The organism is Enterobacter sp. CCUG 70166, assembly GCF_020224095.1.
Classification (GTDB): domain Bacteria; phylum Pseudomonadota; class Gammaproteobacteria; order Enterobacterales; family Enterobacteriaceae; genus Enterobacter; species Enterobacter intestinihominis.
The window spans coordinates 62,516-82,901 of record NZ_NRIQ01000014.1; the positions used below are offsets into that span (position 1 = coordinate 62,516).

Consider the following 20,386-nt stretch of genomic DNA (forward strand, 5'->3'; position numbering starts at 1 on the left):
CCCGGCTCAAATGACAGTCGGGCTTATCATATTTTCATTTCAAATTAGCTATTCCAAAATCATAAAAATGGGGTATGTTTTAGCAGAGTATGCTGAAAAAGCGCGAACAGCACGCCTATAATTGAAATAAAGCGCTACACAACAACATCACAACAATCGTTATAACCATAATAATGGGGAATCTCAGGATGAACATGAAGGGTAAAGCGTTACTGGCAGGATGTATCGCGTTGGCATTCAGCACAATGGCGCAGGCCGATATTAAAGTGGCCGTGGTGGGCGCGATGTCCGGTCCGGTAGCACAGTACGGCGACCAGGAATTTACGGGCGCGGAACAGGCGGTTGCAGACATTAATGCTAAGGGCGGCATCAAGGGCGAAAAGCTGCAAATCGTAAAATATGACGATGCCTGTGACCCGAAACAGGCGGTCGCGGTGGCGAACAAAGTGGTAAATGACGGGATCAAATACGTTATCGGTCACCTGTGCTCCTCTTCCACCCAGCCCGCGTCTGACATCTACGAAGACGAAGGCATTCTGATGATCACGCCGGCTGCGACGGCACCAGAGCTGACCGCGCGCGGCTATAAGCTGATCCTGCGTACCACCGGTCTGGACTCCGATCAGGGGCCAACCGCCGCGAAATACATCGTGGAAAAAGTGAAGCCGCAGCGCATCGCGATTGTTCATGACAAACAGCAGTACGGCGAAGGCCTGGCCCGTGCGGTGCAGGATAACCTGAAAAAAGCGAACGCCAACGTGGTGTTCTTTGACGGTATCACCGCCGGTGAGAAAGACTTCTCGACTCTGGTAGCGCGTCTGAAGAAAGAAAATATTGATTTCGTTTATTACGGCGGCTACCACCCGGAAATGGGGCAGATCCTGCGTCAGGCGCGTGCGGCGGGTCTGAAGACACAGTTCATGGGGCCAGAAGGCGTGGCGAACGTTTCCCTGTCTAACATCGCGGGTGAGTCTGCTGAAGGGCTGCTGGTGACCAAACCGAAAAACTACGACCAGGTGCCTGCGAACAAACCTGTTGTAGATGCCATCAAGGCGAAGAAACAGGATCCAAGCGGTGCGTTCGTCTGGACCACTTACGCAGCGTTGCAGTCTCTGCAAGCGGGCCTGAACCAGTCAGCCGATCCGGCGGAGATTGCCACCTGGCTGAAAGCGAACTCGGTGGAAACCGTGATGGGGCCGCTGTCCTGGGATGAGAAGGGCGACCTGAAGGGCTTCGAGTTCGGCGTGTTTGACTGGCATGCCAACGGCACGGCGACAGACGCCAAATAAAAGCAAAAAGGCAACGTAAGTTGCCTTTTTTAATGTTTTCTCCCTCTCCCCGTGGGAGAGGGCCGGGGTGAGGGCATCAGGCCGCACAGCCCCGCTTTTGCCCGGTGGCGCTTCGCTTACCGGGCCTACAATGAGCACCTCGCAGCCGCCACCCGGCTTTCTTTTAGCGCTTCTCCCACCCGTTCGCCTGCGCCGTAAACCCTAACGCCTGCATAAACGCCGCCATTACGCCGCGATCCTCTACGCCCACGTCGGCCATCCACCAGGAGGTCACGCTCGGGTTTTCGCGGATCACCTCTTCAATCAAATACTGCCCGACCCCGCGACGACGGGTCACGTCGCGCACGCGCAGGGAGTCCAGCGCCCCTTCCGTGCCGCTCAGCGTTACGCGGACGGCGGCCAGCAGGCGCTCGTTAAAGCGCGCGGCATAGATGCGGTGGTTCTCATCGACGGCCAGCGATGAAGAGGAATATTCCGGCCAGATCTTGCCCAGGTCGATATGATCCTGGTCGCTAAAGGTCACCAGACGCACGATAGTCAGTTTCATTAGCTGCTTGTCCAAATCAAAAAGAGTACGGCCAGTGTACTCAATTTAATTGCTCAGGCACTTTCTCTTTTTCTTCCCATTTACCAGGTGATTAGTTTTTTGGCAACGCGATGGGCAGTTTGAAAACACATGGATCGAAAAATAAGCAGAATTTTAACCTGAATGGTAGTGATTTATTCGGCGCTTTGTACCGTTATTTTATGCTGCAAACTGCGCTTTTATTTGTTTATCTCCGTCTGATTTCAGAATATTATCTTTGCTTAATCGACTGAAAAATAGAGATATTAGTCTGGTTTTTGTTAAAAACCTGCGCTAAGCCATTAAAGGCACTGGTAAAAATAGCGTTGTTCATTAAAAGTACAGAATGCTTTTTAACCATAATAAAACAAAATATAAACATCACTTCACGAATGGGGATTCTGAGATGAAAAGGAACGCGAAGACGTTAATCGCGGGGATGGTCGCACTGTCGATCTCGCATGCCGCTATGGCAGACGACATTAAAGTTGCGGTAGTGGGTGCGATGTCCGGCCCCGTTGCCCAGTGGGGCGATATGGAGTTCAACGGCGCGCGTCAGGCCATCAAAGATATCAATGCTAAAGGCGGCATCAAAGGCGACAAGCTGGTGGGCGTAGAGTATGACGACGCCTGCGATCCAAAACAGGCCGTCGCGGTCGCCAACAAAATCGTTAACGACGGTATCCAGTACGTCATCGGGCACCTGTGTTCCTCCTCCACGCAGCCTGCGTCTGATATCTACGAAGACGAAGGCATCCTGATGATCACCCCGGGCGCCACCAACCCGGAACTGACCCAGCGCGGTTACCAGCACATTATGCGTACCGCCGGTCTGGACTCCTCGCAGGGGCCAACCGCCGCCAAATACATCCTCGAAACCGTTAAGCCACAGCGCATTGCCATCATTCATGACAAACAGCAGTACGGTGAAGGCCTGGCGCGCTCCGTACAGGACGGCCTGAAAAAAGGCGGGGCGAATATCGTCTTCTTCGACGGCATTACCGCCGGTGAGAAAGACTTCTCCGCGCTGATCGCCCGCCTGCAAAAAGAGAATATCGACTTCGTTTACTACGGCGGCTACTACCCGGAAATGGGGCAGATGTTGCGCCAGGCGCGCGCCACCGGTCTGAAAACCCAGTTTATGGGGCCTGAGGGCGTCGGTAATGCCTCCCTGTCGAACATCGCGGGCGATTCTGCCGAAGGCATGCTGGTGACGATGCCAAAACGCTATGACCAGGATCCGGCGAATAAAGCTATCGTGGATGCGCTCAAGGCACAGAAGAAAGATCCGAGTGGCCCATACGTCTGGATCACCTACGCGGCCGTGCAGTCGCTGGCCACGGCCATGGATCGCACCGGCAGCAAAGAGCCGCTGGATCTGGTGAAAGATTTAAAAGCACACGGGGCGAACACCGTGATTGGGCCGCTGAACTGGGATGAGAAAGGCGATCTGAAGGGATTTGAATTTGGTGTCTTTAAGTGGCACGCCGACGGTTCGTCCTCGGTCGCCAAATAATAATCCCACCGCCCGGTTTACCGGGCGGATATAAAAAGGTTTGCATATGTCCGAGCAGTTTCTCTACTTTTTGCAGCAGATGTTTAACGGCGTCACGCTGGGAAGCACCTACGCGCTGATCGCCATCGGCTACACGATGGTTTACGGCATTATCGGCATGATCAACTTCGCCCACGGCGAGGTGTACATGATCGGTAGCTACGTCTCCTTTATGATCATCGCCGCGTTGATGATGATGGGCATCGATAGCAGCTGGTTGCTGGTGGCCGCCGGGTTTGTCGGCGCGATTGTGATTGCCAGCGCCTACGGCTGGAGCATCGAACGGGTGGCCTACCGGCCGGTGCGCAGCTCCAAGCGCCTTATTGCGCTGATCTCCGCCATCGGTATGTCCATCTTCCTGCAAAACTACGTCAGCCTGACAGAAGGTTCGCGTGACGTGGCGCTGCCAAGCCTGTTTAACGGCCAGTGGATTGTGGGGGCCAGCGAAAACTTCTCTGCCTCTGTCACCACCATGCAGCTGGTTATCTGGATTGTGACCTTCCTGGCGATGCTGGCCCTGACCGTTTTCATCCGCTACTCCCGCATGGGACGCGCCTGCCGCGCCTGCGCGGAAGACCTGAAGATGGCGAGCTTGCTCGGGATCAACACCGACCGCGTGATTGCCCTGACCTTCGTGATCGGTGCAGCGATGGCGGCGGTGGCGGGCGTGTTGCTCGGCCAGTTCTACGGCGTAATCAACCCGTACATCGGCTTTATGGCCGGGATGAAAGCCTTCACTGCCGCGGTACTGGGCGGTATCGGCAGCATTCCGGGCGCGATGATTGGCGGCCTGATTTTGGGCGTGGCCGAAGCGCTCTCCTCGGCGTACCTGAGCACCGAATATAAAGATGTGGTGTCGTTTGCCCTGCTGATTCTGGTTCTGCTGGTGATGCCTACCGGTATTCTGGGCCGTCCGGAGGTAGAGAAAGTATGAAACCGATGCATTTTGCGATGGCGCTGCTTTCTGCCGCCATGTTCTTCGTCCTGGCGGGCGTCTTTATGGGCGTTCAGTTAGGGCTGGACGGCACGAAGCTGGTGGTGGATACCGCCCCCGATATCCGCTGGCAGTGGGTGTTTATCGGTACTGGCGTGGTGTTCCTGTTCCAGCTGCTGCGTCCGCTGTTCCAGAAGACGCTGAAGAACGTCTCCGGGCCGAAATTCATCCTTCCGGCGATCGACGGTACAACCGTGAAACAGAAGCTGTTCCTTGTGGCGCTGCTGGTGGCTGCCGTGGCGTGGCCGTTTATGGTATCGCGCGGGACGGTGGATATTGCCACCCTGACCATGATCTACGTGATTCTGGGGCTGGGTCTGAACGTGGTGGTGGGGCTGTCTGGCCTGCTGGTGCTGGGCTACGGCGGGTTCTACGCCATCGGCGCGTACACCTTCGCGCTGCTGAACCATTATTACGGCCTCGGCTTCTGGACCTGTTTGCCGCTGGCGGGGCTGGTCTCTGCCGCCGCGGGCTTCCTGCTCGGCTTCCCGGTGCTGCGCCTGCGCGGTGACTACCTGGCGATTGTGACCTTAGGCTTCGGTGAAATCGTCCGTATCCTGCTGCTCAACAATACCGAAGTGACCGGCGGTCCGAACGGCATCAGCCAGATCCCGAAACCGACCTTCTTCGGCCTGGAGTTCAGCCGTACTGCCCGCGAAGGCGGCTGGGATACCTTCAGCAACTTCTTTGGCATCAAATACGACCCGTCCGACCGCGTGATCTGGCTCTACCTGGTGGCGCTGCTGCTGGTGGTGATTACCCTGTTTGTGATCAACCGTCTGCTGCGCATGCCGCTGGGCCGCGCATGGGAAGCGCTGCGTGAGGATGAGATCGCCTGCCGTTCCCTGGGCCTGAATCCGACCCGTATCAAGCTGACCGCGTTTACCATCAGCGCCGCGTTTGCCGGTTTCGCCGGAACGCTGTTTGCCGCGCGTCAGGGCTTCGTCAGCCCGGAATCGTTCACCTTTGCCGAATCGGCCTTCGTGCTGGCGATTGTGGTGCTCGGCGGGATGGGTTCCCAGTTCGCCGTGATCCTCGCGGCCATCCTGCTGGTGGTCTCGCGCGAGCTGATGCGCGACTTTAACGAATACAGCATGCTGATGCTGGGTGGCTTGATGGTGCTGATGATGATCTGGCGTCCGCAGGGCCTGCTGCCGATGACGCGTCCACAGCTGAAGCTTAAGAGCGCAGAAGCGAAAGGAGAGCAGGCATGAGTCAGCCATTATTATCCGTTAACGGTCTGATGATGCGTTTTGGTGGCCTGCTGGCGGTCAACAACGTGAATCTGGATCTGCATAAGAAAGAGATTGTCTCCCTGATTGGCCCGAACGGCGCAGGGAAAACCACAGTCTTCAACTGCCTGACCGGTTTTTACAAGCCGACAGGTGGCACCATCATGCTGCGCGACCAGCACCTCGAAGGGCTACCGGGCCAGCAGATTGCCCGCATGGGCGTGGTGCGTACCTTCCAGCACGTGCGTCTGTTCCGTGAGATGACGGTGATTGAGAACCTGCTGGTGGCGCAACATCAGCAACTCAAAACCGGCCTCTTTTCCGGCCTGCTGAAAACCCCGGCCTTCCGCCGCGCGCAGGAGGAGGCGCTCGATCGCGCCGCCACCTGGCTCGACCGTATCGGCCTGCTCCAGCACGCCAACCGTCAGGCGAGCAACCTCGCCTACGGTGACCAGCGTCGCCTTGAGATCGTGCGCTGCATGGTGACCCAGCCGGAGATCCTGATGCTCGACGAACCGGCGGCGGGCCTCAACCCGAAAGAGACCAAAGAGCTGGACGAGCTGATTGCCGAGCTTCGCGATCATCACGACACCACCATCCTGCTGATTGAGCATGACATGAAGCTGGTGATGGGCATTTCGGACCGTATCTACGTGGTTAACCAGGGCACGCCGCTGGCAAACGGCACGCCGGAAGAGATCCGCAGCAACCCGGACGTGATCCGCGCATACCTTGGTGAGGCATAAGATGGAAAAAGCGATGTTAACGTTCGACAAGGTCAATGCGCACTACGGCAAGATCCAGGCGCTGCACGACGTCAGCCTGCATATCAATCAGGGCGAGATCGTCACCCTGATTGGCGCCAACGGCGCGGGGAAAACCACGCTGCTCGGCACCCTGTGCGGCGATCCGCGCGCCACCAGCGGGCGGATTGTGTTTGACGGCAAAGATATTACCGACTGGCAGACGGCTAAAATTATGCGTGAAGCGGTAGCGATCGTCCCGGAAGGGCGTCGCGTGTTCTCGCGCATGACGGTCGAAGAGAACCTGGCGATGGGCGGTTTCTTCGCCCACCGGGATGAATACCAGACCCGCATCAAATGGGTATACGAACTCTTCCCGCGCCTGTGGGAGCGGCGAATTCAGCGCGCGGGCACCATGTCCGGCGGGGAGCAACAGATGCTGGCGATTGGCCGCGCGCTGATGAGCCAGCCGCGTCTGCTGCTGCTGGATGAACCGTCGCTCGGGCTGGCGCCTATCATCATTCAGCAGATTTTCGACACCATCGAGCAGTTGCGCAAAGAGGGGATGACCATCTTCCTCGTCGAGCAGAACGCCAACCAGGCGCTGAAGCTCGCTGACCGTGGCTACGTGCTGGAGAACGGCCGCGTGGTGCTCTCCGATACCGGCGATGCGCTGCTGGCGAACGAAGCGGTGCGGAGCGCGTATTTGGGCGGCTAAGCCGTCTGTATCGCCCGGTGGCGCTGCGCTTACCGGGCCTACGGATACCATGTAGGCCGGGTAAGGCGAAGCCGCCACCCGGCTTTTTTTCATATTAACCCCTTCACACAACCATCATCCCTCTGACGCCTGGCTGTCACCTATCTGTAAACAAACAGTTATTTTTCTGTCATTCGAGCATGTCATGTTACCTCGCGAGCACAAAACGCGTGATATCGCGCATCCGGCATAATAAGAGAGATGACAATGACATCGTTACGACACACAGCTTTGGGTCTGGCAATCGGTCTGGCTTTTGCGACGAACGCAATGGCTGTGACCACCATTCCGTTCTGGCATTCTATGGAAGGGGAGTTGGGTAAAGAGGTTGACTCCCTGGCGCAACGTTTCAACGACACCCACCCGGATTACAAAATTGTGCCGGTGTACAAAGGCAACTACGAGCAGAGCCTGAGCGCGGGCATCGCCGCCTTCCGTACCGGCAATGCGCCAGCCCTGTTACAGGTTTATGAAGTCGGCACCGCGACCATGATGGCCTCCAAAGCCATCAAGCCGGTCTATGAAGTGTTCAAAGACGCGGGCATCAACTTTGACGAATCCCAGTTCGTGCCGACCGTTTCTGGTTATTACACCGATTCTAAAACCGGCCACCTGCTGTCTCAGCCGTTTAACAGCTCCACGCCGGTGCTGTACTACAACAAAGATGCCTTCAAAAAAGCCGGTTTAGATCCGGAACAGCCGCCAAAAACCTGGCAGGATCTGGCGGAGTACACCGCGAAGCTGAAAGCGGCGGGGATGAAGTGCGGCTACGCCAGCGGCTGGCAGGGCTGGATCCAGATTGAAAACTTCAGCGCCTGGCACGGCCTGCCGGTTGCCACCAAAAACAACGGCTTCGATGGCACCGACGCGGTTCTGGAATTTAACAAGCCGGAACAGGTGAAGCACATCGCGCTGCTGGCCGATCTGAACAAGAAGGGCGACTTCAGCTATTTCGGGCGCAAAGACGAATCCACCGAGAAGTTCTACAACGGTGACTGCGCCATTACTACCGCGTCTTCCGGTTCGCTGGCGGACATTCGTCACTACGCCAAATTCAACTACGGCGTGGGCATGATGCCGTACGACGCTGATGTAAAAGGCGCGCCGCAGAACGCCATCATCGGCGGGGCGAGCCTGTGGGTGATGCAGGGTAAAGACAACGGCACCTACAAAGGCGTGGCCGAGTTCCTCGACTTCCTGGCGAAGCCGGAAAACGCCGCCGAGTGGCACCAGAAGACCGGCTACCTGCCGATCACCAAAGCCGCGTACGACCTGACCCGGGAGCAGGGCTTCTACAGCAAGAACCCGGGCGCGGACATCGCGACGCGTCAGATGCTGAACAAGCCGCCGTTGCCGTTCACCAAAGGCCTGCGTCTGGGCAACATGCCACAGATCCGCACCATCGTTGATGAAGAGCTGGAAAGCGTCTGGACCGGGAAGAAAACGCCTCAGCAGGCGCTGGATTCAGCGGTAGAGCGCGGCAACCAACTGTTACGCCGCTTTGAGCAGTCGACGAAATCGTAATTAAAATCTTACCCCTCACCCTAACCCTCTCCCCATAGGGGAGAGGGGACTGCACGGAGCCGTCTTTTCTCCCTCGCCCCTATGGGGAGAGGGCCGGGGTGAGGGGCGAAAACCTACTTGAGCTAACCTATGTCATCATCCCGTCCGGTGTTCCGTTCCCGCTGGCTGCCGTACCTGCTGGTCGCGCCGCAGCTGGTCATCACCGTTATCTTCTTTATCTGGCCTGCGGGCGAAGCGCTGTGGTACTCGGTACAAAGCGTCGATCCGTTCGGGCTTTCCAGCCAGTTTGTCGGGCTGGACAACTTTACCGCGCTGTTCCATGACAGCTACTACCTGGACTCCTTCTGGACGACGATCAAATTCAGCGCGCTGGTCACCGTCAGCGGTCTTGTCGCGTCGCTGTTCTTCGCCGCGCTGGTGGATTACGTAGTGCGCGGCAGCCGTCTGTATCAGACCCTGATGCTGCTGCCTTACGCTGTGGCTCCCGCCGTGGCCGCCGTGCTGTGGATCTTCCTGTTTAACCCGGGGCGCGGGCTGATTACCCACTTCCTGGGCGAGTTTGGCTATGACTGGAACCACGCCCAGAACAGCGGTCAGGCCATGTTCCTGGTGGTGTTCGCCTCGGTGTGGAAGCAGATCAGCTACAACTTCCTGTTTTTCTTCGCCGCGCTACAGTCTATCCCGCGTTCGCTGGTGGAGGCCGCCGCGATTGACGGCGCAGGGCCCGTTCGTCGCTTCTTCAAACTGTCGCTGCCGCTGATCGCCCCGGTGAGTTTCTTCCTGCTGGTGGTAAACCTGGTGTACGCCTTCTTCGACACCTTCCCGGTGATCGACGCCGCCACTGCGGGCGGTCCGGTACAGGCGACGACCACGCTGATTTATAAAATTTACCGCGAAGGCTTTGCCGGGCTTGATCTCTCTGCCTCTGCCGCCCAGTCCGTGGTGCTGATGTTCCTCGTCATCATCCTGACGGTGGTGCAGTTCCGCTATGTTGAAAGTAAGGTGCGCTACCAATGATTGAGAACCGTCGCGGGCTGACGATTTTCAGCCATACCCTGCTGATCCTGGGCATCCTCGTCATCCTGTTTCCGCTGTACGTGGCCTTCGTCGCCGCCACGCTGGACACCAAAGCGGTGTTCGACACGCCGATGACGCTCGTCCCCGGCGGGCATCTTTTCGAGAACATGAAAACTATCTGGACCCAGGGCGTGGGGGCCAACAGCGCGCCGTTCTGGCTGATGATGCTCAACAGTTTCATCATGGCGTTCGGCATCACCGTCGGCAAAATCACGGTGTCGATGCTTTCGGCCTTCGCCATCGTCTGGTTCCGCTTTCCGCTGCGTAACCTGTTTTTCTGGATGATTTTTATCACTCTGATGCTGCCGGTGGAGGTGCGTATCTTCCCGACGGTGGAAGTGATCGCCAACCTGAAGATGCTCGACAGCTACGCGGGCTTAACCCTGCCGCTGATGGCCTCGGCGACCGCCACCTTCCTGTTCCGCCAGTTCTTTATGACCCTGCCGGATGAGCTGATTGAAGCCGCGCGTATTGACGGCGCCTCGCCGATGCGCTTCTTCCGCGACATCGTGCTGCCGCTGTCGAAAACCAACCTTGCGGCGCTGTTTGTGATCACCTTTATCTACGGCTGGAACCAGTACCTGTGGCCGCTGCTGATCGTTCAGGACGTCAACCTCGGCACCGCCGTGGCGGGCATCAAAGGCATGATCGCCACCGGCGAAGGCACCACCCTCTGGAACCAGGTAATGGCGGCGATGCTGCTCACCCTTATCCCCCCGGTCGTTATCGTTTTAGCCATGCAGCGTGCGTTTGTGCGTGGTTTAGTGGACAGTGAGAAATAAGATGGCAGGTTTAAAATTACAGGCAGTAACCAAAAGCTGGGACGGCAAAACCCAGGTCATTCAGCCGCTGACGCTCGACGTGGCGGACGGGGAATTTATCGTCATGGTCGGCCCGTCCGGCTGTGGGAAATCCACGCTGCTGCGCATGGTGGCGGGGCTGGAACGCGTGACGTCCGGGGATATCTGGATTGACCGCCAGCGCGTTACCGAGATGGAACCCAAAGATCGCGGCATCGCGATGGTGTTCCAGAACTACGCCCTCTATCCGCACATGAGCGTGGAAGAGAACATGGCCTGGGGGCTGAAAATTCGCGGCATGGGCAAAGGCCATATCGAGGAGCGCGTGAAAGAAGCCGCGCGCATTCTGGAGCTGGACGGCCTGCTCAAGCGCCGCCCGCGCGAGCTTTCCGGCGGCCAGCGTCAGCGCGTGGCGATGGGGCGCGCCATCGTGCGCGACCCGGCGGTCTTTCTGTTCGACGAACCGCTGTCAAACCTCGACGCCAAGCTGCGCGTGCAGATGCGCCTTGAGCTACAGCAGCTGCATCGCCGCCTGAAAACCACGTCCCTCTACGTGACCCACGATCAGGTAGAGGCCATGACTCTCGCCCAGCGCGTGATGGTGATGAACAAAGGCATCGCCGAGCAGATTGGCACCCCGGTGGAAGTCTACGAAAAACCGGCCAGCCGTTTTGTGGCGAGTTTTATCGGCAGCCCGGCGATGAACCTGCTGGACGGGCGGATCAATGCTGCAGGAACCCATTTTGAGCTGGAAAGCGGGATGGCGTTGCCGATCAACTGGTACTATCGTGGCTACGCCGGGCGTAAGATGACGCTCGGTATCCGCCCGGAGCATATTGGTTTGACGTCTCAGGCGGACGGCGGCGTGCCGCTGGTGATGGACACGCTGGAGATGCTGGGCGCAGACAACCTGGCGCACGGACGCTGGGGCGAACAAAAGCTGGTGGTGCGCCTGCCGCATCAGGAGCGCCCGAAGGCAGGCAGCACGCTGTGGCTGCATATGCCGGAAAATCACCTGCACTTATTTGACGGTGAAACAGGACAACGAGTATGAGCAACTGGCCTTACCCCCACATTGTCGCCCACCGTGGCGGCGGTAAACTGGCGCCGGAAAACACCCTGGCGGCAATTGACGCTGGCGCGCGCTACGGCCACACGATGATCGAGTTCGATGCCAAGCTGTCGAAGGACGGCGAAATTTTCCTGCTGCATGACGACAACCTTGAACGCACCAGCAACGGCTGGGGCGTGGCGGGCGAACTGCCGTGGCGCGATCTGCTGAAGGTGGACGCCGGAAGCTGGTTCAGCGGGGAATTCAAAGGTGAACCGCTGCCGCTGCTGGCGGAAGTGGCGGACCGCTGCCGCCAGCACGGCATGATGGCTAACATCGAAATCAAACCGACCACCGGCACCGGGCCGCTGACGGGCAAAGTCATCGCGCTGGCCGCGCGTGAGCTGTGGGAAGGGATGACGGTACCGCTGCTGTCGTCGTTTGACATCGACGCGCTGGAAGCGGCACAGGCGGCCGTACCAGAGTTGCCGCGCGGGCTGCTGCTGGATGAGTGGCGAGAAGACTGGCGCGCGCTGACTGCCCGCTTAGGTTGCGTGTCGATCCACCTCAACCATAAGCTGCTGGATGAAGCGCGCGTGATGCTGTTAAAAGAGGCCGGTCTGCATATCCTGGTCTACACCGTCAACAAACCCCAGCGTGCAGCCGAGCTGCTGCGCTGGGGCGTGGACAGCATCTGTACCGATGCGATTGACCAGATCGGGCCGAACTTTATTTATTAAGCATACTGCCGTTCTGCTGGGTCGGCAGCATATGCTGCTGACCGCTGCTTTGCGACACCCCGCCCCCTAACATCCCACCGTTTGAGTTTGACAGCGGCTGCTCGCGCATCTGGCCCTGCTGCACGCGCTGGGTATTAGCGTTCATCTGGTTTTGCAGGTGCTGCTGCTGCACCTGAGTCTGCGTCTTTAACTGCTGATTAAGCATCCCTTTCTGCTGCTGTTGCTGGCTCATCATCTCCGTCTGCATACGCTGCTGGCTCGGAATGACATAGCCCTGCTGGTTCGGGTTGTTCAGCGTGTTTATCGGCTGTGCGAGCGCGGCGAACGGAAGCAGCGCTATCAGGATCGGTAATCGTTTCATGGTTATCTCCTCCTTTGAGGCTTCTCTTAAGTTTATCCTGATTCCGACATAACGATGATTTTTTAAGAGTTGTGAACCAGGCTTAAGCGGGGAATATAGGCCCCTTCACCTGGAGAACAATAATGATGAAACCAACCTTTTTGCGCTGGGTCGCCATCGCTGCGCTGATGGCAGGCGGCACATTTACCGTGGCGGCCAACCCGCCCGCCGCTCCTCCGGTCTCTTACGGCGTGGAGGAGGATGTTTTTCATCCCGTGCGGGCGACGCATGGCATGGTGGCCTCGGTTGACGCGCTGGCAACTCAGGTGGGCGTCGATATTCTTAAACAGGGCGGAAACGCGGTGGATGCGGCGGTCGCGGTGGGGTACGCGCTGGCGGTGACGCATCCACAGGCGGGGAACCTGGGCGGCGGCGGGTTTATGATGCTGCGCACGAAAGACGGTAAAACTACGGCCATCGACTTCCGTGAGATGGCACCGAATCAGGCCTCCCGCGATATGTTCCTCGACGATCAGGGCAATCCGGACAGTAAAAAATCCCTGACCTCGCACCTTGCCTCCGGCACGCCGGGCACCGTTGCGGGGTTCTCGCTGGCGCTGGAAAAATACGGCACGCTGCCGCTGAATAAAGTGGTGCAGCCTGCCATCAGGCTGGCGCGAGACGGCTTCGTCGTCAACGACGCGCTGGCGGACGACCTCAAAACCTACGGCAGCGAAGTTATTCCCAATCATGAAAACAGCAAGGCTATCTTCTGGAAAGACGGCGAGCCGCTGAAGAAGGGCGATAAGCTGGTGCAGAAGAACCTCGCAAAAAGTCTCGAACTGATTGCCGAAAACGGTCCGGACGCCTTCTATAAGGGGCCGATTGCCGATCAGATTGCCGATGAGATGCAGAAGAACGGCGGGCTGATCACCAAAGCGGATCTGGCGGAATATAAGGCGGTGGAGCGCGAGCCGATTAGCGGCACCTATCGCGGCTACGAAGTCTTCTCCATGCCGCCGCCGTCCTCCGGGGGCATTCACATTGTGCAGATCCTCAATATTCTGGAAAACTTCGATATGCACAAGTTCGGCTTCGGTAGTGCCGATGCCATGCAGGTGATGGCGGAGGCGGAAAAGCGCGCCTACGCGGACCGCTCGGAATACCTTGGCGATCCGGACTTCGTGAAGGTGCCGTGGCAGGCGCTGACCAACAAAGCCTATGCCAAATCGATTGCCGATGAGATCGACATCAACAAGGCTAAACCGTCCAGCGAGATCCGCCCGGGCAAGCTGGCGCCGTATGAAAGTAACCAGACCACCCACTTCTCGGTCGTGGACAAAGACGGAAACGCGGTGGCGGTGACCTACACGCTTAACACCACCTTCGGCACCGGGATTGTGGCGGGCAGTAGCGGTATTTTGCTGAACAACGAGATGGATGATTTCTCGGCCAAGCCGGGCGTGCCGAACGTCTACGGGCTGGTCGGCGGCGATGCAAATGCGGTCGGGCCGAAGAAGCGCCCGCTGTCGTCCATGTCGCCCACCATCGTGGTGAAAGACGGCAAAACCTGGCTGGTGACCGGCAGCCCGGGCGGGAGCCGGATTATCACCACCGTGTTGCAAATGGTAGTGAACAGCATCGACTTTGGGATGAACGTCGCCGAAGCGACCAATGCGCCGCGTTTCCATCACCAGTGGCTGCCGGACGAGTTGCGCGTGGAGAAGGGCTTTAGCCCGGATACCCTCAAGCTGCTTGAGCAGCGCGGGCAGAAGGTGGCGGTGAAGGAGGCGATGGGCAGCACCCAGAGCATTATGGTCGGGCCGGACGGGGCACTGTTTGGCGCGTCGGATCCGCGGTCGGTGGATGATTTAACGGCGGGGTATTGAGGGCTCCCCTCACCCTAACCCTCTCCCCATAGGGGAGAGGGGATTGCACGGTGCGGTCTTTTCTCCCTCGCCCCTTCGGGGAGAGGGTCGGGGTGAGGGGTTACTTCATCCGCGCCATATAATACGCGTCCACGTACTCGCCGTTGCGCAGGGCGTAGCGCCTGCCGGTGCCTTCAATCTCAAACCCGTGCTTTTTGTACACCGCGATTGCCGGTGCGTTATCGACAAACACCGTTAACTCGATGCGGTCGACGCGCAGCCAGTTGTCGCACATATCAACCATGGTGCGTATCAGCGCGCTGGCGACGCCCCGGTTTTGCCACTGCGCGCCCACACAAATTCCAAAATCGGCGACGTGGCTGCGGCGCGGACGCTGGGCTACGGCAATGCACAGATGCCCGGCGACGGTATCATCAATACAGGCGACAAGCTGCTTGATACCGGGCTGATCGGTTAGCCGGTCATGCCACATCTGCTCTGAGGGATGAGGAACCTGTAGCGTGTTGTGGTACACCTCCGGCTGGGCGTGGATCTGACGAATGGCGTCGTAATCTTTCGGTTCAGCGTGGCGTATCACTATCTCACTCATTCCTTGTTCCTCAGTCATTTAAAAGTCCCTTCCAACATCAGTGACTTTAAAAGTTGAGTCAATCGCTATTTTTTGCAAAAAGTGTTGGACAAGTGCGAATGAGAATGATTATTATTGCTCTGCATTCAGGAAGACCTCCTACGGGAACCTGAAAGCACGACATTGCTCACATTGCTTCCAGTATTACTTTAGCCAGCTTCTCGCTGGCTTTTTTTTTGTTATGGTTAGACTCAGTAACCTTCCAAAAGGACTGAGCCATGACACTACATTGTGCATTTATTGGATTTGGCAAAAGCACCACGCGTTACCACCTTCCGTATGTTCTTAACCGAAAAGAGACCTGGCACGTGGCCCATATCTATCGCCGCCGCGCGAAGCCAGAAGAGCAGTCTCCGCAGTATTCCCATATTCATTTCACCAGCGATCTTGATGAAGTGTTAAATGATCCGCAGGTGAAGCTGGTGGTGGTCTGTACCCACGCCGACAGCCACTTTGACTACGCGAAACGCGCGCTGGAAGCGGGTAAAAACGTGCTGGTGGAAAAACCGTTCACCCCGACCATCGCCGAAGCGAAGGAACTCTTTGCGCTGGCGAAAAGCAAAGGCCTGACCGTCACGCCGTACCAGAACCGTCGCTTTGACAGCTGCTTCCTGACGGCAAAAAAGGCAATCGAAAGCGGCAAGCTCGGCGAGATCGTTGAAATCGAAAGCCACTTCGATTACTACCGCCCTGTGGCAGAAACCAAACCCGGCCTGCCGCAGGACGGTTCGTTCTACGGTCTGGGCGTACACACCATGGACCAGATCATCTCCCTGTTTGGCCGCCCGGACCACGTGGCGTACGACATCCGCAGCCTGCGCAATAAGGCCAATCCGGACGATACCTTCGAAGCACAGCTGTTCTACGGCGACCTGAAAGCCATCGTCAAAACCAGTCATCTGGTGAAAATCGACTACCCGAAATTTATCGTTCACGGCAAGAAAGGCTCCTTTATCAAGTACGGTATTGACCAGCAGGAGACCAGCCTGAAGGCCAACATCATGCCGGGCGAACCGGGCTTTGCGGCAGATGATTCCGTGGGCGTGCTGGAGTACGTGAACGACGAGGGCCTGACGGTCAGGGAAGAGCTGAAGCCGGAAACGGGCGATTATGGACGCGTCTACGATGCGCTGTATGAAACCCTCTCCAGCGGCACGCCGAATTACGTCAAGGAATCTGACGTTCTGACGAACCTGGAAATCCTTGAACGGGCCTTCGAACAGGCTTCCCCTGCCACGGTAACCCTCGCCAGATAAGCAAAAATGGCTCCTTTGTGCTTGTTCTAAATTTTTGAACAGAGGAGTCAATTTTCACCCTCTATGATCCCTGAGCGTTTGCGTCCACACTTACTCCATCGAAACGAACTGAGGGTGAAAACAATGATCTACTTACGCAAAGCAAACGAACGTGGTCACGCGAATCATGGCTGGCTGGACTCATGGCATTCATTCTCGTTTGCCGACTACTACGACCCGAACTTCATGGGCTTCTCCGCGCTGCGCGTCATTAACGACGACGTGATTGATGCAGGCCAGGGCTTCGGTACCCACCCGCACAAGGACATGGAAATCCTGACCTATGTGCTGGAAGGGGCGGTTGAGCACCAGGACAGCATGGGCAATAAAGAGCAGGTTCCGGCGGGCGAGTTCCAGATTATGAGCGCGGGGACCGGGGTGCGTCACTCTGAGTACAACCCGAGCAAAACGGAAAAACTGCACCTGTATCAAATCTGGATCATTCCAGAAGAGACCGGCATCACGCCACGCTACGAACAGCGCCGCTTCGATGCGAAACAGGGTAAACAGCTGGTGCTCTCCCCGGATGCGCGTGAAGGTTCCCTGAAAGTGCATCAGGATATGGAGCTGTACCGCTGGGCGCTGGCGAAAGATGAACAGTCTGTGCACCAGATCGCCGCCAACCGCCGCGTGTGGATCCAGGTGGTGAAAGGCGAGGTGTCCATCAACGGCACCAAAGCCACCACCGCCGATGGCCTGGCAGTCTGGGATGAGCAGGCGCTCTCCGTGCATGCCGACAGCGAAAGTGAAATTCTGCTGTTTGATCTGCCGCCGGTCTAAATAATTTCTCAACCTTCCCTTTAAACGGGGAAGGTTGAGCTTTGTCCGTGATAAACTGAGCAAATCTCTCACTTCAAGATTTCTCAGGACGATGAAAAAGAAACGCCCCGTACTTCAGGATGTCGCCGATCGCGTCGGTGTGACCAAAATGACGGTCAGCCGTTTTTTACGTAACCCGGAGCAGGTTTCCGTGGCGTTGCGTGGCAAGATTGCCGCCGCCCTTGATGAACTGGGTTATATCCCCAACCGCGCGCCCGATATTCTCTCTAATGCGACCAGCCGTGCGGTGGGCGTCCTGCTTCCTTCCTTAACCAACCAGGTTTTCGCTGAAGTGCTGCGTGGCATCGAAAGCGTGACCGATGCCTTTGGTTATCAGACCATGCTCGCCCACTATGGGTACAAGCCGGAACTGGAAGAGGAACGTCTTGAATCGATGCTTTCCTGGAACATCGACGGCCTGATTTTAACGGAACGTACTCACACCCCGCGCACGCTGAAAATGATTGAAGTGGCAGGCATTCCGGTGGTGGAGCTGATGGACAGCCAGTCGCCGTGCCTCGACATCGCCGTGGGGTTCGATAACTTTGAAGCGGCGCGTCAGATGACGGCGGCGATCATCGCCCGCGGTCATCGCCATGTGGCCTATCTGGGTGCGCGTCTGGATGAACGTACTATCATCAAACAGAAGGGATACGAGCAGGCGATGCTCGACGCCGGTTTAACCCCGTACAGCGTGATGGTGGAGCAATCTTCCTCTTATACGTCGGGTATTGAGCTGATGCGTCAGGCGCGACGCGAGTATCCGCAACTGGACGGTATTTTCTGTACCAACGATGACCTTGCGGTCGGCGCCGCGTTTGAGTGTCAGCGTCTGGGTTTAAAAATCCCGGATGATATGGCGATTGCCGGCTTCCACGGCCACGACATTGGCCAGGTGATGGAGCCGCGTCTGGCAAGCGTCCTGACCCCGCGTGAACGCATGGGCCGCATTGGTGCAGAACGCCTGCTGGCGCGCATTCGTGGTGAGGCAGTTACCCCTAAAATGTTAGATTTAGGTTTCACCTTGTCACCGGGTGGATCTATTTAATCCGACAAATTTGAAGTAGCTCACACTTATTCACTTCACGCACGTTTGGATATTGCTTCTCTTATGCCCCGGCAGGACAATGTTACCGATAACTGTTACCCGTAACAATTGACTGAGGGACACCCTTTGAGCACGACTAATCACGATCACCACGTTTACGTCCTGATGGGCGTGTCCGGTAGCGGTAAATCTGCCGTGGCGAGCGAAGTGGCGCATCAACTCCAGGCTGCGTTTCTTGATGGTGACTTCCTCCATCCGCGCAGCAACATCATGAAAATGGCTTCCGGCGAGCCGCTGAATGACGACGACCGCAAACCCTGGTTGCAGGCGCTGAATGATGCCGCGTTCGCGATGCAGCGCACCAATAAAGTCTCCCTGATAGTCTGTTCCGCGCTGAAAAAAACCTATCGCGACCTGCTGCGCGATGGCAACCCGAACCTCTCTTTCATCTACCTGAAAGGCGATTTCGGGGTAATTGAAAGCCGCCTGAAGGCGCGTAAAGGCCACTTCTTCAAAACCCAGATGCTGGTAACGCAGTTCGAAGCGTTGCAGGAGCCGGGGGCTGACGAACAGGATGTCTTAGTGGTTGATATCGATCAGCCGCTGGAAGGTGTTGTTGCCAGCACCATCGAGGTTATTAATAAAAGGCAGTAAGTTTTGAGTACATTAACGCTAGTTTTGACAGCAGTGGGTTCCGTATTGCTGCTGCTGTTTTTAGTGATGAAGGCACGTATGCACGCCTTCGTTGCTTTGATGGTGGTTTCTATTGGTGCCGGTCTCTTTTCCGGAATGCCGCTCGACAAAATTGCGGCGACGATGGAAAAAGGGATGGGCGGCACGCTCGGCTTCCTGGCCATCGTAGTCGCGCTCGGCGCGATGTTTGGCAAGATTTTGCACGAGACGGGCGCGGTCGATCAGATTGCCGTCAAGATGCTGAAATCCTTCGGACACAGCCGTGCGCACTACGCGATTGGTCTGGCTGGTCTGATTTGCGCGCTGCCGCTGTTCTTTGAAGTGGCGGTGGTGCTGCTGATTAGCGTGGCGTTCTCCATGGCACGCCATACCGGTACCAACCTCGTGAAGCTGGTCATTCCGCTGTTTGCGGGCGTGGCGGCGGCGGCGGCGTTTCTGCTGCCGGGGCCTGCGCCGATGCTGCTGGCTTCCCAGATGCATGCTGACTTTGGCTGGATGATCCTGATTGGCCTGTGTGCGGCGATCCCGGGGATGATTATCGCCGGTCCGCTGTGGGGCAACTTCATTAGCCGTTACGTTGAGCTGCACATTCCGGATGACATCTCCGAGCCGCACCTGGGCGAGGGCAAAATGCCGTCCTTCGGCTTCAGTCTGTCACTGATCCTGCTGCCGCTGGTGCTGGTGGGCCTGAAAACCATCGCTGCCCGCTTTGTGCCGGTGGGGTCAACCGCTTACGAATGGTTCGAATTTATTGGCCATCCATTCACTGCGATCCTGGTGGCGTGTCTGGTGGCAATTTACGGCCTGGCGATGCGTCAGGGCATGCCAAAAGATCGCGTGATGGAGATATGCGGTGCCGCGCTACAACCGGCGGGTATTATTCTGCTGGTGATCGGGGCGGGCGGCGTGTTCAAGCAGGTGCTGGTGGATTCCGGTGTGGGTCCGGCGCTGGGCGAAGCGCTGACCGGAATGGGCCTGCCGATTGCGGTCACCTGCTTCGTGCTGGCCGCGGCGGTGCGTATCATTCAGGGCTCCGCGACCGTGGCGTGCTTAACCGCGGTGGGGCTGGTGATGCCGGTGATTGAACAGCTGAACTACTCCGGCGCGCAGATGGCGGCGCTCTCTATCTGTATCGCGGGCGGTTCGATTGTGGTTTCTCACGTGAACGACGCAGGCTTCTGGCTGTTCGGTAAATTTACCGGCGCAACCGAAGCGCAAACCCTCAAAACCTGGACGCTGATGGAAACCATCCTCGGCACGACGGGTGCGGTTGTCGGGATGATTGCGTTTACGCTGCTGAGCTAACGAGACCGTATTTTGTCGGGTGGCGGCTTCGCCTTACCCGAC

General features: G+C 57.5%; 20 protein-coding genes. 17 read left to right on the plus strand and 3 right to left on the minus strand.

The annotated features are described in order from the left end of the window. Positions 1-188: 188 nt before the first annotated feature. Positions 189-1,289, plus strand: a complete 1,101-nt coding sequence (livJ, locus tag CKK19_RS07145) for a branched chain amino acid ABC transporter substrate-binding protein LivJ (RefSeq protein ID WP_015571474.1) — start codon at positions 189-191, stop codon at positions 1,287-1,289. A gap of 163 nt (positions 1,290-1,452) precedes the next feature. Here the strand turns inward: livJ and panM are convergent, their stop codons facing one another. Continuing rightward, positions 1,453-1,836 (minus strand): aspartate 1-decarboxylase autocleavage activator PanM, encoded by a 384-nt coding sequence (gene panM, locus CKK19_RS07150; protein ID WP_022649664.1) that lies wholly within the window; start codon positions 1,834-1,836, stop codon positions 1,453-1,455. 424 nt (positions 1,837-2,260) lie between these two features. Between panM and livK the strand changes: the two genes are divergently transcribed. From livK to ugpQ, 10 genes are all read left to right on the plus strand, one after another. Further along, positions 2,261-3,370, plus strand: a complete 1,110-nt coding sequence (gene livK, locus CKK19_RS07155; RefSeq protein ID WP_022649663.1) for a high-affinity branched-chain amino acid ABC transporter substrate-binding protein LivK — start codon at positions 2,261-2,263, stop codon at positions 3,368-3,370. A gap of 46 nt (positions 3,371-3,416) precedes the next feature. Further along, positions 3,417-4,343 carry a high-affinity branched-chain amino acid ABC transporter permease LivH gene (gene livH / locus CKK19_RS07160; protein ID WP_022649662.1) on the plus strand — a complete coding sequence of 309 codons (927 nt, stop codon included), beginning with the start codon at positions 3,417-3,419 and terminating at the stop codon, positions 4,341-4,343. After that, on the plus strand, positions 4,340-5,617 hold the full coding sequence (locus CKK19_RS07165) for a high-affinity branched-chain amino acid ABC transporter permease LivM (protein ID WP_063853831.1): 1,278 nt from the start codon (positions 4,340-4,342) through the stop codon (positions 5,615-5,617). The genes livH and CKK19_RS07165 overlap by 4 nt, the downstream gene beginning before the upstream one ends. Beyond that, positions 5,614-6,381 carry a high-affinity branched-chain amino acid ABC transporter ATP-binding protein LivG gene (livG, locus tag CKK19_RS07170; RefSeq protein WP_022649661.1) on the plus strand — a complete coding sequence of 256 codons (768 nt, stop codon included), beginning with the start codon at positions 5,614-5,616 and terminating at the stop codon, positions 6,379-6,381. The genes CKK19_RS07165 and livG overlap by 4 nt, the downstream gene beginning before the upstream one ends. A 1-nt stretch (position 6,382) precedes the next feature. Then, positions 6,383-7,096 carry a high-affinity branched-chain amino acid ABC transporter ATP-binding protein LivF gene (livF, locus tag CKK19_RS07175; RefSeq protein WP_023298801.1) on the plus strand — a complete coding sequence of 238 codons (714 nt, stop codon included), beginning with the start codon at positions 6,383-6,385 and terminating at the stop codon, positions 7,094-7,096. 246 nt (positions 7,097-7,342) lie between these two features. Further along, the gene (ugpB, locus tag CKK19_RS07180) at positions 7,343-8,659 is read left to right on the plus strand and encodes a sn-glycerol-3-phosphate ABC transporter substrate-binding protein UgpB (protein ID WP_022649659.1); all 1,317 of its coding nucleotides are present in this window, start codon (positions 7,343-7,345) and stop codon (positions 8,657-8,659) included. Between the two features lie 129 nt (positions 8,660-8,788). Beyond that, positions 8,789-9,676 (plus strand): sn-glycerol-3-phosphate ABC transporter permease UgpA, encoded by an 888-nt coding sequence (gene ugpA, locus CKK19_RS07185; RefSeq protein WP_022649658.1) that lies wholly within the window; start codon positions 8,789-8,791, stop codon positions 9,674-9,676. After that, positions 9,673-10,518, plus strand: a complete 846-nt coding sequence (gene ugpE, locus CKK19_RS07190) for a sn-glycerol-3-phosphate ABC transporter permease UgpE (protein WP_023298800.1) — start codon at positions 9,673-9,675, stop codon at positions 10,516-10,518. The genes ugpA and ugpE overlap by 4 nt, the downstream gene beginning before the upstream one ends. A gap of 1 nt (position 10,519) precedes the next feature. After that, positions 10,520-11,590, plus strand: a complete 1,071-nt coding sequence (locus tag CKK19_RS07195; protein ID WP_022649656.1) for a sn-glycerol-3-phosphate import ATP-binding protein UgpC — start codon at positions 10,520-10,522, stop codon at positions 11,588-11,590. Further along, entirely contained in the window at positions 11,587-12,327 is a 741-nt protein-coding gene (ugpQ, locus tag CKK19_RS07200; protein ID WP_022649655.1) for a glycerophosphodiester phosphodiesterase, read from the plus strand. The genes CKK19_RS07195 and ugpQ overlap by 4 nt, the downstream gene beginning before the upstream one ends. Here the strand turns inward: ugpQ and CKK19_RS07205 are convergent. Beyond that, on the minus strand, positions 12,317-12,688 hold the full coding sequence (locus CKK19_RS07205; RefSeq protein ID WP_023298798.1) for a DUF2756 family protein: 372 nt from the start codon (positions 12,686-12,688) through the stop codon (positions 12,317-12,319). The two genes, ugpQ and CKK19_RS07205, sit on opposite strands and share 11 nt — an antisense overlap. A 122-nt stretch (positions 12,689-12,810) precedes the next feature. Between CKK19_RS07205 and ggt the strand changes: the two genes are divergently transcribed. Beyond that, a complete protein-coding gene (gene ggt, locus CKK19_RS07210) occupies positions 12,811-14,556 on the plus strand; it encodes a gamma-glutamyltransferase (protein WP_022649653.1) in 1,746 nt (581 codons plus the stop codon). Between the two features lie 100 nt (positions 14,557-14,656). On the opposite strand, the gene yhhY is transcribed toward ggt, so the two are convergent. Then, the gene (yhhY, locus tag CKK19_RS07215) at positions 14,657-15,145 is read right to left on the minus strand and encodes an N-acetyltransferase (protein WP_063853830.1); all 489 of its coding nucleotides are present in this window, start codon (positions 15,143-15,145) and stop codon (positions 14,657-14,659) included. A gap of 257 nt (positions 15,146-15,402) precedes the next feature. On the opposite strand from yhhY, the gene CKK19_RS07220 reads away from it, so the two are divergent. The 5 genes from CKK19_RS07220 to gntU all read left to right on the plus strand — a co-directional run bounded on the left by CKK19_RS07220 (position 15,403) and on the right by gntU (position 20,344). After that, complete coding sequence (locus CKK19_RS07220; protein WP_022649651.1) at positions 15,403-16,440, plus strand: oxidoreductase; 1,038 nt, start codon at positions 15,403-15,405, stop codon at positions 16,438-16,440. A 123-nt stretch (positions 16,441-16,563) separates the two neighbouring features. Continuing rightward, entirely contained in the window at positions 16,564-17,259 is a 696-nt protein-coding gene (locus CKK19_RS07225; protein ID WP_003861565.1) for a pirin family protein, read from the plus strand. A gap of 91 nt (positions 17,260-17,350) precedes the next feature. Then, complete coding sequence (gntR, locus tag CKK19_RS07230; protein WP_003861567.1) at positions 17,351-18,346, plus strand: gluconate operon transcriptional repressor GntR; 996 nt, start codon at positions 17,351-17,353, stop codon at positions 18,344-18,346. 126 nt (positions 18,347-18,472) lie between these two features. Next, positions 18,473-19,000 (plus strand): gluconokinase, encoded by a 528-nt coding sequence (gene gntK, locus CKK19_RS07235; RefSeq protein ID WP_003861569.1) that lies wholly within the window; start codon positions 18,473-18,475, stop codon positions 18,998-19,000. A 3-nt stretch (positions 19,001-19,003) separates the two neighbouring features. Continuing rightward, a complete protein-coding gene (gene gntU, locus CKK19_RS07240; RefSeq protein ID WP_017693851.1) occupies positions 19,004-20,344 on the plus strand; it encodes a gluconate transporter in 1,341 nt (446 codons plus the stop codon). The last annotated feature ends 42 nt before the right edge of the window (positions 20,345-20,386 follow it).